Source organism: Streptomyces sp. NBC_01471 (assembly GCF_041438865.1).
Lineage (GTDB): Bacteria > Actinomycetota > Actinomycetes > Streptomycetales > Streptomycetaceae > Streptomyces.
On sequence record NZ_CP109450.1, the window covers coordinates 4,724,754 to 4,740,812 of the forward strand.

General features: G+C 71.3%; 14 protein-coding genes. 10 read left to right on the forward strand and 4 right to left on the reverse strand.

Annotated elements, in window-relative coordinates; translation table 11 throughout:
- The first annotated feature begins 42 nt into the window (after nt 1-42).
- The 4 genes from OG285_RS21100 (at nt 43) to OG285_RS21115 (ending at nt 3,718) form a co-directional block, all read left to right on the forward strand.
- Nucleotides 43-1,635: a flavin-containing monooxygenase gene (locus OG285_RS21100; protein ID WP_371791883.1), complete on the forward strand. Its 1,593-nt coding sequence runs from the start codon at nt 43-45 to the stop codon at nt 1,633-1,635.
- Nucleotides 1,632-2,549 carry an alpha/beta fold hydrolase gene (locus tag OG285_RS21105; protein ID WP_371791884.1) on the forward strand — a complete coding sequence of 306 codons (918 nt, stop codon included), beginning with the start codon at nt 1,632-1,634 and terminating at the stop codon, nt 2,547-2,549. The genes OG285_RS21100 and OG285_RS21105 overlap by 4 nt, the downstream gene beginning before the upstream one ends.
- Complete coding sequence (locus OG285_RS21110) at nt 2,546-3,427, forward strand: SDR family oxidoreductase (protein ID WP_371791885.1); 882 nt, start codon at nt 2,546-2,548, stop codon at nt 3,425-3,427. The genes OG285_RS21105 and OG285_RS21110 overlap by 4 nt, the downstream gene beginning before the upstream one ends.
- Before the next feature lie 99 nt (nt 3,428-3,526).
- Complete coding sequence (locus OG285_RS21115; protein ID WP_356833980.1) at nt 3,527-3,718, forward strand: hypothetical protein; 192 nt, start codon at nt 3,527-3,529, stop codon at nt 3,716-3,718.
- A gap of 80 nt (nt 3,719-3,798) precedes the next feature.
- Here OG285_RS21115 and OG285_RS21120 read toward each other — a convergent pair whose 3' ends face one another.
- A complete protein-coding gene (locus tag OG285_RS21120) occupies nt 3,799-7,164 on the reverse strand; it encodes a S41 family peptidase (protein WP_371791886.1) in 3,366 nt (1,121 codons plus the stop codon).
- 170 nt (nt 7,165-7,334) lie between these two features.
- Between OG285_RS21120 and OG285_RS21125 the strand changes: the two genes are divergently transcribed.
- Entirely contained in the window at nt 7,335-7,922 is a 588-nt protein-coding gene (locus tag OG285_RS21125; RefSeq protein WP_356833984.1) for a TetR/AcrR family transcriptional regulator, read from the forward strand.
- 151 nt (nt 7,923-8,073) lie between these two features.
- The gene (locus OG285_RS21130; RefSeq protein ID WP_371791887.1) at nt 8,074-10,269 is read left to right on the forward strand and encodes an MMPL family transporter; all 2,196 of its coding nucleotides are present in this window, start codon (nt 8,074-8,076) and stop codon (nt 10,267-10,269) included.
- Nucleotides 10,270-10,299: 30 nt separating this feature from the next.
- Here the strand turns inward: OG285_RS21130 and OG285_RS21135 are convergent, their stop codons facing one another.
- Nucleotides 10,300-10,728, reverse strand: coding sequence for an SsgA family sporulation/cell division regulator (locus OG285_RS21135; protein WP_371791888.1), 429 nt, complete (start codon nt 10,726-10,728; stop codon nt 10,300-10,302).
- Between the two features lie 212 nt (nt 10,729-10,940).
- Here OG285_RS21135 and OG285_RS21140 point away from each other — a divergent pair, with 212 nt between their 5' ends.
- From OG285_RS21140 to OG285_RS21150, 3 genes are read left to right on the forward strand one after another with little or no spacing between them, the layout of a single operon-like run.
- Entirely contained in the window at nt 10,941-11,996 is a 1,056-nt protein-coding gene (locus tag OG285_RS21140) for an energy-coupling factor ABC transporter permease (RefSeq protein WP_371791889.1), read from the forward strand.
- Between the two features lies 1 nt (nt 11,997).
- Entirely contained in the window at nt 11,998-12,759 is a 762-nt protein-coding gene (gene cbiQ, locus OG285_RS21145) for a cobalt ECF transporter T component CbiQ (RefSeq protein ID WP_356833992.1), read from the forward strand.
- On the forward strand, nt 12,747-13,532 hold the full coding sequence (locus OG285_RS21150; RefSeq protein ID WP_356833994.1) for an ABC transporter ATP-binding protein: 786 nt from the start codon (nt 12,747-12,749) through the stop codon (nt 13,530-13,532). Before cbiQ ends, OG285_RS21150 begins: the two co-directional genes overlap by 13 nt.
- A gap of 72 nt (nt 13,533-13,604) precedes the next feature.
- Here the strand turns inward: OG285_RS21150 and OG285_RS21155 are convergent, their stop codons facing one another.
- A complete protein-coding gene (locus OG285_RS21155) occupies nt 13,605-14,333 on the reverse strand; it encodes an SDR family NAD(P)-dependent oxidoreductase (protein ID WP_371791890.1) in 729 nt (242 codons plus the stop codon).
- A 31-nt stretch (nt 14,334-14,364) separates the two neighbouring features.
- Nucleotides 14,365-15,207: an NmrA family NAD(P)-binding protein gene (locus OG285_RS21160; RefSeq protein WP_371791891.1), complete on the reverse strand. Its 843-nt coding sequence runs from the start codon at nt 15,205-15,207 to the stop codon at nt 14,365-14,367.
- A gap of 96 nt (nt 15,208-15,303) precedes the next feature.
- On the opposite strand from OG285_RS21160, the gene OG285_RS21165 reads away from it, so the two are divergent.
- Entirely contained in the window at nt 15,304-15,969 is a 666-nt protein-coding gene (locus tag OG285_RS21165; protein ID WP_371791892.1) for a TetR/AcrR family transcriptional regulator, read from the forward strand.
- The last annotated feature ends 90 nt before the right edge of the window (nt 15,970-16,059 follow it).

A 16,059-nucleotide genomic window follows, 5' to 3' on the forward strand; every position in this document is an offset into this window, starting at 1 on the left:
GTGATTACTGGCAGGGTCCGGGGTACTGCGGGAGGCGGCAGCATGGCCCAGCACGAGCATGTACGAGTGGCGGTGATCGGATCCGGATTCGGCGGCCTGGGGGCCGCCGTCCGGCTGCGCCGCGAGGGGATAACCGACTTCGTCGTCCTGGAGCGGGCCGGTTCGGTCGGCGGGACCTGGCGCGACAACAGCTATCCGGGGTGCGCCTGTGACGTGCCGTCCCACCTCTACTCGTTCTCCTTCGCCCCCAACCCCGACTGGCCCCGCACGTTCTCCGGCCAGCCGCACATCCGGGCCTATCTGGAGAACGTCGCCGACACCTTCGGGCTGCGGCCGCACATCCGCCTCGACCACGAGGTGCGGATGATGCGCTGGGACTCGGGTGAACTGCGCTGGGAGATCGAGACCTCGCAGGGGACGCTGACCGCCGACGTGGTCGTCTCCGCGACCGGGCCGCTCTCCGACCCCAAGCTGCCGGACATCCCGGGGCTCGACTCGTTCGCCGGTCAGGTCTTCCACTCCGCGCAGTGGGACCACGGGGCCGACCTGCGCGGCAAGCGCGTCGCGATGATCGGGACCGGGGCGTCCGCGATCCAGATCGTGCCCGCGATCCAGCCCGAGGCCGGGCGGCTCACCCTCTTCCAGCGCACCCCGCCGTGGGTGATGCCCCGGATGGACCGTGCCATAAGCGGCGCCGAGCGGTGGCTGCACGGCAAGGTGCCGTTCACCGCCGCCGCCCGCAGGCGGCTGCTGTGGAGCATACGAGAGCTCCAGGTCAGCGCCTTCACCAAGCACCCCAACGAACTCGGCCTGATCGAGTCGATAGGCAGGGCCAACATCGGCCGGTCGATCAAGGACCCGGCGCTGCGCGCCAAGCTGACGCCCTCGTACCGGATCGGGTGCAAGCGCATCCTGCTCTCCAGCTCGTACTACCCGGCGCTCGCGCAGCCCAATGTGGACGTCGTGGCGTCCGGGCTCAAGGAGGTCAGGGGAAATACGCTGGTCGCCTCCGACGGAACCGAGACCGAGGCGGATGTGATCATCTTCGGTACCGGGTTCCACGTGACGGACATGCCGATCGCCGAGCGGGTGGTGGGCGCCGACGGTGCCACGCTCGCCGAGTCCTGGAAGGGCGGCATGCAGTCGCTGCGCGGCGCGACGGCCGCCGGGTTCCCCAACTGGATGACGATCATCGGCCCGAACACCGGCCTCGGGAACTCCTCGATGATCCTGATGATCGAGTCCCAGCTGAGCTATCTCGCGGACTACATGCGGCAGTTGAACGTACTGGGCGGACGTGTCGCCCTCGACCCCCGGCCCGCGGCGGTGGACGCCTGGAACGTCCGCGTCCAGGAGCGGATGAAGCGGACCGTGTGGAACACCGGCGGCTGCACCAGCTGGTACCTCGACGCCAACGGGCGCAACACCACGATCTGGCCGGGCACGACAGCCGAGTTCCGCAAGGCCACGCGGGGGGTGGACCTCGGCGAGTACGAGGTCGTACGGGCCGGGACCGACCTCCCCCTGGTGCGCCAGCGCACCGGCGACCACGACCGCACCGGCGACCGCGACCCCGTCGTGGACCGCGGGCGCACCGGTGACCAGGGCCGCCCCGCGGACCGGGAGTCGGTGTGAGCGGCGCCGGGACACGGGAGCCGGCGGTCGTCTCCGCGGACGGCGCCCGGATCCATGTCGAGGTGTACGGGCCCGAGGGTGCCCCCGCCGTGGTGCTCTCGCACGGCTGGACCTGCTCGACCCGCTTCTGGGACGCGCAGATCAGCGAACTCGCTGCGGACCACAAGGTGGTGGTGTACGACCAGCGCGGGCACGGGCGTACGCCCGCGGCCGGTCTGCGCGGCTGCACCACGGACCTCCTCGCCGACGACCTGGAGGCGGTGCTCGCGGCCACCCTCGCCCCGGGCGAGCGGGCCGTGCTCGGCGGCCACTCGATGGGCGGGATGACCATGATGGCCGCCGCCGGGCGGCCGGTCTTCCGGGAGCACGCGGCGGCGGTACTGCTGTGCAGTACGGGCAGCTCGCGGCTGATCGCCGAGTCGACCGTGCTGCCGCTGCGGCCCGGACGGCTGCGGACCCGGCTGACGGGCGCGGTGCTCGGGGCGCGAGCCCCGCTCGGGCCGGTCACGCCCGTGTCGAAGCGGATCCTCAAGTACGCGACGATGGGCCCCGGTTCGGCCCCGGACCGGGTGGTCGCGTGTGCGCGCATCGTGCACGCCTGCCCGCGGGCGGCACGGGTGGCCTGGTCGGAGGTGCTCGCCGGGCTCGATCTCGACGCTGGAGTAAGGGAGTTGGCCGTACCCACCGCGGTGGTCGCCGGGACGGCCGACCGGCTCACCCCGGTGGTGCACGCGCGGGCGCTGGCCGCCGCGCTGCCGCACTGCACCGGCCTCACCGAACTGGAGGGCGTCGGGCACATGACCCCGGTGGAGGCCCCAGAAGCGGTCGGCGCGCTGCTGCGTGAACTGGCCGCCGCACATGTACCGGTGGACCTGGCAGCAGGCCGGCGAGTGGACAAGGAGAAGGCCGTATGAGCAGGAACAGCCTGGAGGGTCAGGTCGCGGTCGTCACGGGAGCGGCGCGCGGGGTCGGCGAGCTGCTGGCCCGCAAGCTCTCGGCGCGTGGTGCGAAGGTGGCACTCGTCGGCCTGGAGCCGGACGAGCTGAAGGCGGTCTCCGGGCGGCTGCACACCGAGAGCGCGCACTGGCACGCCGATGTCACCGACCACGTGGCGATGGCGGCCGTGGCGCAGGAGGTCAAGGCGCACTTCGGCAAGGTCGACATCGTCGTCGCCAACGCCGGGGTGGCGTCCGGCGGGCCCTTCACCGACTCGGACCCCGAGGCGTGGCGGCGGGTCATCGAAGTCAACCTGGTGGGCGGGGCGGTGACGGCGCGGGCGTTCCTGCCGGTGCTGATGGAGAGCCGCGGGTACTTCCTCCAGATCGCGTCGCTGGCCGCGATCACGCCCGCGCCGATGATGTCCGCGTACTGCGCGTCCAAGTCGGGCGTCGAGGCGTTCGCCCACTGTCTGCGGGCCGAGGTCGGTTACAAGGGCGTACGGGTGGGCGTCGGCTATCTGTCCTGGACGGATACGGACATGGTGCGCGGCGCGGACGAGGACGAGGTGATGCGGGAGCTGCGGCAGCGGCTGCCGTGGCCGGCGAACCGCACCTATCCGCTGGGCCCGGCCGTCGACCGGATCGTGGCCGGGATCGAGCGCCGCTCCTCGCACGTGTACGCGCAGTGGTGGCTGCGCGGGATGCAGTCCGTACGCGGTTATCTGCCCACGCTGATCGGCACCGTCGGCCAGCGCGAGATGCGGCGGTTCGAGCCGCGGCTCGCCGGGGTCGGCCGGGGGCTCGTGGGTGCGGGCGGGGCGGCGGACGAGAAGGCGCGCACGGAGCGTTACTGATCGAAATGCGGCGAATGTTCCGTCATGTCAGTCTGGTCGAGGCCTGGAGGGCAGAGCCCCTCCATCCCTCACACGTCACTGGGAGTGAACCTCATGGGCATGAAGGACCAGTTCAAGGACAAGGCGCAGCAGCTCGCCGACCGGGGCAAGCAGCCGGCGGACGGTGCGAGGGACGAGGCTTCGGAGCGACTCGCGCGCCCCGACGACCAGGTGAGTGAGCGCGGGAACGTCGCGGACCGGGAGCGGGGCCAGGACCGGGCGGACCGGGTCCGGGACCAGTTCGACTCCTGAACGCGAGCCGTGAGAGGGCGCGTCCCCTTCGGGGGGCGCGCCCTCTCGCTGTGCGCCCGCCAGGGATCACGGGACAGCCCTTACCGCGGCGGCAGCTTCGGCCGCCTCTTGTCCGGAACATCCGTGTAGTCGGGCGGCTCCGCCGCAGGCGTCGCCGCCAGCAGGTCGAGTGCCGTCCAGACCGCGTCGTCGAGCTGTCCGTGGCGGCCCTCGGCCCAGTTCAGCGGGGTGCGCAGGGCCTCGATGTCCGGTGCCACGCCGTGGTTCTCGACCGACCAGCCGTACTCGTCGAACCAGGCCGCGTTCATCGGGACCGTGATCACCGTGCCGTCGCCGAGGCGGTGCCGGCCCGTCATGCCGACCACCCCGCCCCAGGTGCGCTGGCCGACCACGGGGCCAAGACCGAGCAGCCGGAACGCCGCCGTGATCATGTCGCCGTCGGACGAGGTGGCCTCGTCGGCGAGGGCGACCACCGGGCCGCGCGGTGCGTTCGACGCGTACGAGACCGGCTGGGCGTCGCGGGTGAGGTCCCAGCCGAGGATCGTGCGGGTGAGCTTCTCGACCACCAGCTCGCTGATGTGACCGCCCGCGTTGCCCCGTACGTCCACGATCAGCGCGGGGCGGGACACCTCCAGGCGCAGATCGCGGTTGAACTGGGCCCAGCCCGAGCCGCCCATGTCGGGGATGTGCAGATAGCCGCACCGCCCGTCGCTCAACTCCCTTACGACAGCGCGCCGTTTGGCCACCCAGTCCTGATAGCGCAGCGGGCGTTCGTCGATCAGCGGGACCACCGCGACCCGGCGGGAGCCGCCCTCCCGGCCGGCCGGGCTGAACGTCAGCTCGACCGTGGTGCCGCCCGCCGCCGCGAGCAGCGGGCAGGGCCCCGCGAGCGGGTCCACGGGGCGGCCGTCGACATGGGTCAGTACGGCGCCCTCGCGGATGCCCGTACCGGCCAGCGGGGAGCGTGCCTTGGAGTCCGACGAGTCGCCGGGCAGGATGCGCTTGACCACCCAGGCGCCGTCCCTGCACACCAGGTTCGCGCCCAGCAGGCCCATCACCCGCTGGTAGTGCGGCGGCCCCTCGTTGCGGCGGGCGGCGGTGACGTACGCGTGCGAGGTGCCCAGTTCGCCGAGGACCTCGCGGAGCAGATCGGCGAACTCGTCCGGGGACGCGACCCGTTCGACCAGCGGGCGGTACTGCGCCAGGATCGCCGACCAGTCGATGCCGCACATCCGCGGCTCCCAGAAGTAGGCGCGGATGATGCGCCCCGCCTCGTCGTACGCCCCGCGCCACTCGGCCGGCGGATCGACGTCGTGCAGGATGCGGCGCGGGTCGAGATAGACCGTGGTGTCGTTGTCGCCGGGCTCGGTGGCCGGGACCGCGCGCAGCTCGCCCAGGTCCATGACCACCAGCCTGCTGCCGTCGCCGCTGATGGCGAACCAGTCCAGGTGGTCGACCAGTTCGGCCTTGCGGGCCCTGGCGATGGCGAAGTGTTCGAGGGTGGGGCGGCCCGAGAGGTCGGCCGGATTGACGAAGGTCTCGCCGAGCGCGCCCGAGATGGGCCAGCGCAGCCAGACGAGGCCGCCGCCGCTGACCGGGCAGAGCGACGAGTACTTCGACGCGGGGACCGGGAACGGCGTGACCCGGCTCTCCAGGCCCTCGATCTCGACCAGCACCTTGCTGCCGTCCGCGCTGTCGGCCCCCGGATCGTCGGCGGGGTCGAGGCCGCCCGCCGCCGGGCGGCCGTCGGGGGAGAGCGCGAAGGGCGAGGGCGTCGTGGAGGTGAGCGGCACCAGGTAGGGGCGACAGCCCAGCGGGAACGACAGGTCGCCGGTGTGGACGTCGTACACCGGGTCGAAACCGCGCCAGGACAGGAACGCCAGATAGCGGCCGTCGCTGGTGAAGACCGGGTTCTCGTCCTCGAAGCGGCCGTTGGTGACGTCGACCACGGTGGGGGCCATCGGTCCGGCGATCTTCGCCATCTTGATCTGGCGCAGGGAGCGGCCGATTCCCGGGTGCGACCAGGTCAGCCAGGTGCCGTCGGGGGAGAAGGCCAGGTCGCGCACGGGCCCGTTGAGGGAGCGGATCAGCTCGGTGACCTCACCGGCGCCCGGCTCGTCGGCCGCCCGGACGCCCGGTGGGGTGCCCGGGGCGCCGTCCGGCGCGGTGTCCGGGGCCTCGTCCGGTACGTCCGTCACGTCGTCGTCCACCGTGAGCAGCAGGAGCCGCCCGTCGTGCGAGGCGATGGCCAGCCGCTCCCCCGCGGGGTCCGAGACCATCTCCTGGACGCGGCCGAGCTCGCCCGCGGCGAACCGCCGGGGCGGCAGGTCACCGCTGGCGCGCGGCATGTACGCGATCTCGACCGCGTCCTCGCCCTCCGCGTCCGTGACGTACGCGATGCGTCCGGCGCTGCCGAGCATCTCGGGGAGGCGGACCCGTACCCCCGGGGTGTCCGTGATGGTGCGGGCCGGGCCGTCGCGGTGGGTGAGCCAGTACAGACTGCCGCGGACGACGACCGCGCTGGCCCGGCCCGTCTCGTCCACGGACAGCCCGTCGACGTTGGTGGACGCCGGGACCTGGTAGGCGCGCCGCCCGGTGCGCGGGCTGCCGATGCGGACGTCCAGTTTGCGCGGCACCCCGCCGGGCGACAGGTCGTCGGCCAGCCAGATGTCGCCCGCGCACTGGTAGACGACCCGGTGGCCGTCGGTGGACGCGTTCCGCGCGTACCACTCGGCGTGGTCGGTGTGGCGGCGCAGATCGGTGCCGTCCGGGAGGCAGGAGTAGAGGTTGCCGATGCCCTCGTGGTCGGAGAGGAAGGCGACCCGGCCGCCGACCAGCATCGGACAGGCCAGATGGCCGTCGATCCCGGCGAGCAGCCGCTTGCCGTGCAGCCAGAGGCGGCCGGTCGCGCCGCCGCGGTAGCGCTTCCAGGCGGCCGGTTCGTGCGGCGGCTTCCCGGTGAGCAGCAGGGTGCGGCGCTCGCCGTCCACGTCGCCGACGGCGATGTCGTGGACCGGGCCCCAGGGCAGCTTGGCCCCCGGCGACCCGTCGGTGGCCACCGTGTAGGCCCAGCTGAAGTGCGAGAACGGCTGGCTGTGCGAGGCCACGGCCAGGATGTCGCCCTCCGGTGTCCAGCCGCGGACCCGGGTGTCGAGCGAGCCCCAGTACGTCAGCCGCCGGGACGGGCCGCCCTGCACGGGGGCCAGATGGATCTCCGGGTCGAGGCTGCGCCAGGACGTGTACGCGAGGTGCCCGCCGTCGGGGGAGAACCGCGGCTGGCCCACCCGGGTCCGGTCCGCGGTGATCCGCCAGGCCCGCTCGGGCCGCCCGGCCCCGTCGTCCAGCGGAGCGACCCAGAGGTCGTCCTCGGTCACGAAGCACAGCAGGTCGCCCCGGATGTTCGGGAAGCGGAGGTACGCGGCGTCTCCCGCATCGGCGTGGCTCACCCCCCAATGCTTTCCGCGCTGGGAGGGCCCGGCAACTCGTGGCGCCGGCCCCGCTGCTCTTATCCCGGTCCGACAAGCGTGATCGAGTCCACAAGCGAAACGTTGTCGTTTCGCTCGGGCGCGGCGTACCGTCGTGGTGTACGAATCCGTTTCGCTCGGGAAGGCCGGGGATGGCTAGCAGACTGACGCCGGAGCGCGAGGGTGAGCTGTACGCGGCCACGCTCGATCTGCTGCGGGAAGTCGGCTACGAAGCCCTGACCATGGATGCCGTCGCCGCCCGTACGCGGTCGAGCAAGGCCACCCTCTACCGCCAGTGGGGGAGCAAGCCGGAGCTCGTCGCCAGGGCCCTGCGGTACAACAAGCCCGTCCGTATCGACGAGGTCGACACCGGCTCGCTGCACGGGGACTTCCAGTCCATGGTGGCGCGCGAGGACGACTGCGAGATGGAGCGGAACTCCGCCCTGATGCGGGGGCTGATGCACGCCGTGCATGAGAACCCGGACCTCTTTCAGGCACTGCGCGAGCTGCTGATCGAGCCCGAGGTGACCGGGCTCAACCGCATGCTGCAACGCGCGGTGCGGCGCGGCGAGGTCAGTGCCGACAATCCCGCGCTGAGCTTTGTCCCGCACATGATGGTCGGCGCCTTCGTCGCCCGTCAGCTGCTGGAGGAGCAGCCTGTCGACCAGGCTTTCCTCTCCCGTTATCTGGACGCCGTGGTTCTCCCCGCTCTCGGCGCCCAGCCACCGGTCAACCCGTGATCGGTCACTGATCAACGACTGGTCACCACCGTGACCACCCCCTGAGCCACCGCCTGACACACCTGAACATCTCTCCACCTGACACGCCGCTCTCGTCGTCGGGCTGGTTCATGACGCCCCTTTCCACCCGACCTGACCGGGAGACGCCCTCGTGGCCACGTACCTCTACAAGCTCGGACGGTTCGCCTTCCGGCGCCGCCGTTATGTCGCCCTGGTGTGGGTGGCGCTGCTGGCGCTCGCCGGCTTCGGCGCCTCCTCCGCCGCCACCGCGACCGCAAGCTCCTTCTCGATACCCGGCACGGAGGCCCAGAAGGCCTTCGACCTGCTGGGCCAGCGGTTCCCGGGGGCGAGCGCCGACGGCGCCACCGCCCGGGTCGTCTTCAAGGCCCCCTCCGGCGAGAAGATGACATCCGCGCCGAACAAGGACGAGATCAAGACGGTCGAGAAGGAGCTGAGCGCCGGCTCCTCCCAGATCGCCTCGGTGACGGACCCCTACCAGGCGAAGGCCGTCTCCAAGGACGGCACCACGGTCTACGTCCAGGTCTCCTACAAGGTCAGCTCGATGGAGCTGACCGACAAGTCCAAGGACGCGCTCCAGGACACCGCGGACAAGGCGCAGCACAACGGATACACGGTGGAGATCGGCGGTGACGCGCTCCAGGCCATGCCGGAGACCGGCTCCGGCGAGATCATCGGTGTCGTACTCGCCGCGATCGTGCTCATCGTGACGTTCGGCTCACTGATCGCCGCGGGGCTCCCGCTGCTGACCGCGCTCATCGGTGTCGGCATCGGCGTCTCCACGATCACGGCGCTGGCCAACGTGCTGGACCTGGGCAACACCACATCGACGCTGGCGATGATGATCGGTCTCGCGGTCGGCATCGACTACGCGCTGTTCATCGTCTCCCGCTACCGGGCGGAACTCGCCGAGGGCAGGGAACCGCAGGAGGCCGCGGGCCGGGCGGTCGGCACGGCCGGCTCGGCGGTGGTCTTCGCCGGGCTCACCGTGGTCATCGCCCTGGTCGGCCTGGCCGTCGTGAACATCCCGATGCTCTCCAAGATGGGCTTCGCTGCGGCCGGTACGGTCGTGATCGCCGTCCTCATCGCGCTCACCCTCATCCCCGCGCTGCTCGGCTTCGCCGGAAAGCGCGTGGTGGGACGCAAGGCCCGCAAGAACCCGCCGGTGCCGGGCGCCGAGGTCAAGCCCAACAACGGCACCCGCTGGGCGCGCGTCGTCCTGCGCCGCCCCGTCCTGGTGCTGCTCGTCGGTGTGATCGGCCTGGGCGCCATCGCGATCCCGGCGGCATCCCTGGAGATGGGCCTGCCGGACGACGGGGCACAGCCCACCAACACCACCCAGCGCCGTGCATACGACCTGCTCTCGGACGGCTTCGGCCCCGGGTTCAACGGACCGCTGACCACGGTCGTCGACGTCAAGGGCGTCAGCGACGGCAAGGCCGCGGTCGACGAGGTGCACCAGAAGATCTCCAGGCTCGACAGCGTGGTCTCGGTGGCGCCGCCGTTCTACAACAAGGCGCACGACACCGCGACGATCAGCGTCATCCCGAAGGACCGGCCCTCCTCGGTCAAGACCGAGGACCTGGTCCACTCCATCCGTGACGCGGGTGCGCAGGTCAAGTCCGACACCGGCGCCCCGGTGCTGGTCACCGGCGCGACGGCGATGAACATCGACTTCTCGCAGAAGATGAACGACGCGCTGGTCCCGTATCTGGCGCTCGTCGTCGGGCTCGCGTTCCTGCTGCTGATGCTGGTCTTCCGCTCGGTGCTGGTCCCGCTGAAGGCGGCGCTCGGCTTCCTGCTCTCGGTGGTCGCCGCTCTGGGCGCGGTCGTCGCGGTCTTCCAGTGGGGCTGGCTCGGCTCGCTGTTCGGCGTCCAGCAGACCGGCCCGATCATGTCGATGATGCCGATCTTCATGGTGGGTGTGGTCTTCGGTCTCGCGATGGACTACGAGGTCTTCCTGGTCACCCGGATGCGGGAGGCGTACGTCCACGGGGAGACCCCGGGCCAGGCCGTCGTCACCGGCTTCAAGCACGGTGCGCGCGTGGTCACCGCCGCAGCCGTCATCATGATCGCGGTCTTCTCCGGCTTCATCGGAGCCAGCGACTCGATGATCAAGATGATCGGCTTCGGCCTGGCCATCGCGGTCTTCTTCGACGCCTTCGTCGTACGGATGGCCATCGTGCCCGCCGTCCTGGCGCTGCTCGGCAAGCGGGCGTGGTGGCTGCCGCGCTGGCTGGACCGGGCGCTGCCGAACGTGGACGTCGAGGGCGAGGGCCTGAACAAGCACATCGAGGCCCAGACGCAGCGGGAGCTGATCGACGCCTGACCTGACCGGGCCCGGGTCTTCCGAAAGGCCTTAGCTCCGCAGAGGCCCTCCATGCCCCACGGCATGGGGGGCCTCTGCCTGCCGGGGCGCCTCGTGGCGGGAGGCTTCCTCGCGGGGCGTCTTGTCGAGGGGCTTCGCATGGGTGCTGCGCAGGAACCGGATCAGCGGCGCGTTGTCGAACTGCACCACCGCCACCCCGTCCGGCGAGTAGAACTCCAGCACCACCTGGGCCCGCCCGCACGGCCAGATCCCGATGTCGCCGGAGCGCCGGGGCGTCCGCAGCCCGGCTTCGAGCAGCTCCCTGGCGAAGATCCACTCCCGCCCGCCGGGGAAGAGGAAGCGCACGGCGCCCGGGTCACCCTCGGGGTCGTACTGGAGCGCGACGTAGACCACCGACCACTGGCCGGGGACGTCCGTCACGACATGACCTCGTACGGGCACCTCGACGGCGGGGGACATGTGCGCTCCCTTGATCTGGCGATATACGCAATTAGGCCTTTTGAGGCTATTTGTATTCCAATGTCCCATATTTTGGCAGGGATGCCACCGCTGGGCCACCGCTCGGCCGCCGCAGCTGGGAGCCAGGCGCTCTTGCGAGCCGTTCGCAACAAGGCTCTATCATCGAACGGTTCACCACCGCCGGTGCGCCATCGCGAGGAGAGAGTCACCACATGCATGTCCCCGACGGATTCATCAACGCCCCCGTATCGGCGGTGACCGGTGTCATCGCCGCGGGCGCGATAGCCGTCAGCCTCCGGGGCGCGCGCCGTGAGCTGGACGAGCGCACCGCGCCGCTCGCCGGTCTGGTCGCCGCCTTCATCTTCTCCGTGCAGATGCTGAACTTCCCCGTCGCCGCCGGCACCAGCGGACATCTGCTGGGCGGCGCGCTCGCCGCGATCCTGGTCGGCCCGTACACCGGGGTGCTCTGTGTCTCCGTCGTCCTGCTGATGCAGGGCATCCTCTTCGCCGACGGCGGGCTCACCGCGCTCGGGGTGAACATCACGGACATGGCCATCGTGACGACCGTCGTCGCGTACGCCGTCTTCCGCGGCCTGGTCAAGGTGCTGCCCCGCCGCCGCAGCTCGGTCACCGCCGCCTCCTTCGTCGCCGCGCTGCTCTCGGTGCCCTGCGCCGCGCTCGCCTTCACCGCGATGTACGCGCTGGGCGGCACCACCGATGTCCCGGTCGGCAAGGTGCTCACCGCGATGGTCGGCGTCCACGTCCTCATCGGCATCGGCGAGGCCGCGATCACCGCACTCACCGTCGGCGCCGTGATCGCCGTCCGCCCCGACCTGGTCTACGGCGCCCGCGGTCTGACCGCCCCGCTCAAGCTCCGGGTCGGCGGCGAACTCGTCGACGCGCCCGCGGCCGAGCCGGTCCCGGCCGCCGCCCGGTCCGCCCGCTCCACCCGCAAGATCTGGGGCATCGGGCTGATCACCGCCCTCGTACTGGCCGGGTTCGTCTCCTTCTACGCGTCCGCCAGCCCCGACGGCCTGGAGAAGGTCGCCCACGACAAGGGCATCGACGCCAAGGAGCAGCCGCACCACACCGGGGACTCCCCGCTCGCCGGGTACGGCGTCAAGGACATCTCCGACGCCCGGCTCTCCGGCGGTCTCGCCGGGCTGATCGGCGTCGGCGCCACGGTCGTCGTGGGCAGCGGTGTCTTCTGGGTGATCCGCCGCCGCCGTACGCAGGCCCCGGCCGGTCCGCGCGCGGAAGCCGTCTGACATGGGCGCCGGTCACGCGCACAAGCTCTACCGGCACGGCCACTCGCCGGTCCACGACCTGCCCCCGCACTGCAAGCTCGCCGCCGTCTTCACCTTCGTCATCGTGGTGGTCTCCACCCCGCGCGAGGCGATGTGGGCGTTCGCGCTGTACGCGGTGCTGCTCGCCGGGGTCACCGCCGTGGCCCGCATCCCGGCCGGGTTCCTCCTCAAGCGGCTGCTCATCGAGATCCCGTTCGTGGCCTTCGCGGTGCTCATGCCGTTCGTCGTCCCCGGCGACCAGGTCCACGTCCTGGGCCTCTCGCTCAGCGTGCCCGGACTCTGGGGCGCCTGGAACGTGCTGGCCAAGGGCACACTCGGGGTCGCCGCGTCCGTGCTCCTGGCGTCCACCACCGAGCTGCGCTCGCTGCTCCTCGGGCTCCAGCGGCTGAAGCTCCCGCCGATGCTGGTGCAGATCGCGTCCTTCATGATCCGGTACGGTGACGTGATCACCGACGAGATGCGCCGGATGTCGATCGCCCGCCGCTCGCGCGGCTTCGAGGCGCGCGGCGTACGGCAGTGGGGGGTGCTCGGCAAGTCGGCAGGGGCGCTCTTCATCCGCTCCTACGAACGGGGCGAACGCGTACATCTGGCCATGGTCAGCCGGGGATACACCGGGACCATGCCGGTCATCGACGAAGTGACGGCGTCGGGCGCGCAGTGGCGGTCCGCCGCGGCACTCCCCGTGGCCGCGCTCTGCGTCTGTCTGCTGGGATGGACCCTGTGACTACGACCCCCACCGCCCCTCCTTCCCTAGAGGTCGCCGGCCTCGCCTACGCCTACCCCGACGGCCATCAGGCGCTCTTCGGGGTCGACCTGGCCGTCCAGCGCGGCGAGCGGGTCGCCCTGCTCGGCCCCAACGGCGCGGGCAAGACCACGCTCGTCCTCCATCTCAACGGCATCCTCACCGGCGGCGCGGGCACCGTCTCGGTGGCCGGGCTGCCGGTCGCGAAGGCCAACCTCGCGGAGATCCGCCGCCGCGTCGGCATCGTCTTCCAGGACCCCGACGACCAGCTCTTCATGCCGACGGTCCGCGAGGACGTGGCGTTCGGCCCGGCCGCGTCCGGGCTGCGCGGCCCGGAGCTGGAGGCGCGGGTCGTCGCGGCGCTCACCCAGGTCGGCATGGAGTCCTACGCGGACCGCCCCCCGCACCACCTCTCGTACGGCCAGCGCCGCCGCGTCGCGGTCGCGACGGTCCTCGCGATGGAGCCGGAGATCCTGGTCATGGACGAGCCGTCGTCCAACCTCGACCCGGCGTCCCGCCGCGAACTCGCCGACATCCTGCGGTCGTTGGAGGTGACGGTGCTGATGGTGACGCACGACCTGCCGTACGCGCTGGAGCTGTGCCCGCGCGCCCTGGTGCTCAGCGACGGCGTGATCGTCGGCGACGGGCCGACCGGCGACATCCTGGCGGACGAGACGCTGATGCGGGCGCACCGGCTTGAGCTGCCGTTCGGCTTCGACCCGCGCGCGGCGGCCCGACCGGCCGCCACCGCCTAGTGCAGCGCCGCGTTGATCCTGCGGGGCCGCCATCGGCCTCCGCCCATCAGCACGTTCGCGCGCAAGCGGCGGTCAGACCGCGACGCGGCCCCCATCGGCGTGCAGCACAGCCCCGTAGATGAAGCTGGCCTCGTCGGAGGCGAGGAAGCAGACGGCCGCGGCGATCTCGTCGGGATCCGCTCCTCGTCGTGCCGGCACGGTTGCGGTCAGGGCGTCGAACATCTCGCCCATCGCGGCGTTCGCCGGGGTGCGAGTCGGTCCCGGGGCCACGACGTTGACCCGTACGCCCTGCGGGCCGTACTCGGCAGTCCAGGACTTGGTCAGGGCCTCGATCGCCGCCTTGGAGGCTCCGTAGGCGGCCAGGCCGCTCATGCCGATGGTCGCCGCCATTGTCGAGATGCTGATGATGGCGCCACCGCCCCGGGCGGCCATCCGCGGCGCGATTGTCGCGGTCAGGTAGAACGGTGCCTTGACGTTGACGTCGAAGACGAGGTCGAAGTCCTTCTCCGTGGTCTGCTCGGTCGGGCGGCCCGGGAAGACGCCGGCATTGTTCACGAGCACGTCGACATCCGCCGCGGCCCCGGCCAGGCGCCGCACGTCGTCGAAGTTCGCGAGATCGGCGGCGATGAACCGGGCATTGCCTCCCTGCGCGTCGATCTCGGCGATGACCTCCTCGCCGCGCCGCTTGTCGCGACCGGTCACGATCACGTGCGCGCCGCGGTGCGCCAGCTTCATTGCAACGGCGCGGCCGATACCCGAAGTGCCGCCCGTCACGAGCGCGGTCTTTCCCTGAAGCGTCATGGTCCCGTTCCTTCGTCTCTCGGTGTGCCGTCTACGCGAACGAGGCGGCGTAGTCGCCGGCGTACTGTTCGAACGAGCGTGCCGGGCGGCCCAGTAGGGTCGGCAGGTCCTGGGTGACCCAGTCGGCGTCGCCCTCGGCGGTCAGACTGAACGCCTGGGCGTTCATGTGGGCGATCCGCTCGGGGACCCCGGCGCGGATCATCGCGTCCTTGTTCTCCTCGAAGCTCAGTTCCCGGTAGGTGATGGTCCGGCCCAGCAGCCTGGAGAGCACGGCGGCTGCCTCGTCGTTGGAGAGCGTTTCCAGGCCGGAGAGCCAGTAGGTCTTATCGGCGTGCGCGGCGGGCATGGCGGCGATCTTGGCGGCCACCGCCGCCACGTCCCGGGCGTCGACCATGCCGGTGCGCCCCTTGCCGGCTGCGGACCCGAAGCCGCTGGTCTTGGTGATCGCGGGCGCCAATGCAAGGACGTTCTGCATGTAGGCGTTCGAGCGCAGCACGGTGTGGGGCATCCCGCTGGCGGCCAGCCCTGCCTCGATCTCGCTCTGCCCGCGCCGCCGGGCGATCGGCGAGTCGGGCGAAGCCTTGCTGCTGGCCTTGACGATGTGCCCGACCCCGGCCCGCGCGGCGCTGGCGACGACGTTCAGTTCCTGCGCGGGTACGGCGGGGCTGACCAGCACCACCGCGGCCACTCCCGCCATTGCCGCATCGATGCTCGCCGGCACCTGCAAGTCGCCCTCGACGACGTGCGCGCCCGCATCCGCCAGCGCCTTCGCCTTCGCCGGGTCCCGGACCAACACCCGGACCGGCATCTGCTGCTGCGTGAGCAGGCGCACCGCTTCGGAGCCGACCTTCCCGGCAGTGGTGACAAGGATCATGAGGGGCCTCTTTCCCTTACTCAAACTGGGTTACACAACCCACTCTTCGGCATTCAGACTGGGTTGTCAAACCCATAAAATGTTAGGATCGGACTCATGGGAACTGATGGGCGGGACCGGCCGAAGCTGACCGCAAAGGGGGCGCGCACCCGAGCCCGGATCGTGGACGCTGCCGCCCGGCTGATCCACGAGCGGGGCGTCGCGAGCACCACACTTGACGATGTGCGGGCTGCGGCAGAGGTCAGCGGATCGCAGCTCTATCACTACTTCGCCGACAAGGACGAACTCGTCCAGGCGGTCATCGACCACCAGGCCGACACCATCCTGGGCAATCAGCGACAGGCCGACCTCGGCAGCATCGAAGGGCTCACAGGCTGGCGGGACATGGTGATCAGCCAGGCGAAGAGCACCGAAGCCAGGGGAGGCTGCCCCCTCGGATCGCTCGGCGGCCAACTCGCCGAGGCCGACCCCGAGGCCCGCGCCCTGATCGCCGCCGGATTCGACCAGTGGTCCGCCACCATCGGCGACGGCCTGCGAACCCTTCACACGGCCGGGCACCTCGCGAGCGAGATCGACCCGGACGACCTCGCTGTCACCCTCCTCGCCGTGCTCCAGGGGGGCCTGCTCCTCGCGCAAATCCACCGCGACCCCCGTGCCCTCGAAACCGCGCTCGACACCCTCATCGCCCTCGCCTCCAGCGGGCCGGCCGCCGCACCGCGAGGCAGGAACCCAGCACGCACCGAGCCGTCCACCCCGCACTGATCCGAACGCCGCCCCACCGTCGCGTGCCAGAAGACTGTTCCCACGCCTGGGCCGAGCAGCCCGGTCCGTTGCACGACCGCAGTGAGCGTC

Bases quoted from the DNA above. Each gene is read 5' to 3' on its own strand.
- OG285_RS21135 (WP_371791888.1), bottom strand. From the start codon at position 10,728: ATGTCCCCCGCCGTCGAGGTGCCCGTACGAGGTCATGTCGTGACGGAC.
- OG285_RS21100 (WP_371791883.1), top strand. From the start codon at position 43: ATGGCCCAGCACGAGCATGTACGAGTGGCGGTGATCGGATCCGGATTC.
- OG285_RS21155 (WP_371791890.1), bottom strand. From the start codon at position 14,333: ATGACGCTTCAGGGAAAGACCGCGCTCGTGACGGGCGGCACTTCGGGT.
- OG285_RS21115 (WP_356833980.1), top strand. From the start codon at position 3,527: ATGAAGGACCAGTTCAAGGACAAGGCGCAGCAGCTCGCCGACCGGGGC.
- OG285_RS21125 (WP_356833984.1), top strand. From the start codon at position 7,335: ATGGCTAGCAGACTGACGCCGGAGCGCGAGGGTGAGCTGTACGCGGCC.
- OG285_RS21150 (WP_356833994.1), top strand. From the start codon at position 12,747: ATGGACCCTGTGACTACGACCCCCACCGCCCCTCCTTCCCTAGAGGTC.
- OG285_RS21140 (WP_371791889.1), top strand. From the start codon at position 10,941: ATGCATGTCCCCGACGGATTCATCAACGCCCCCGTATCGGCGGTGACC.
- OG285_RS21160 (WP_371791891.1), bottom strand. From the start codon at position 15,207: ATGATCCTTGTCACCACTGCCGGGAAGGTCGGCTCCGAAGCGGTGCGC.
- cbiQ (WP_356833992.1), top strand. From the start codon at position 11,998: ATGGGCGCCGGTCACGCGCACAAGCTCTACCGGCACGGCCACTCGCCG.
- OG285_RS21110 (WP_371791885.1), top strand. From the start codon at position 2,546: ATGAGCAGGAACAGCCTGGAGGGTCAGGTCGCGGTCGTCACGGGAGCG.
- OG285_RS21165 (WP_371791892.1), top strand. From the start codon at position 15,304: ATGGGAACTGATGGGCGGGACCGGCCGAAGCTGACCGCAAAGGGGGCG.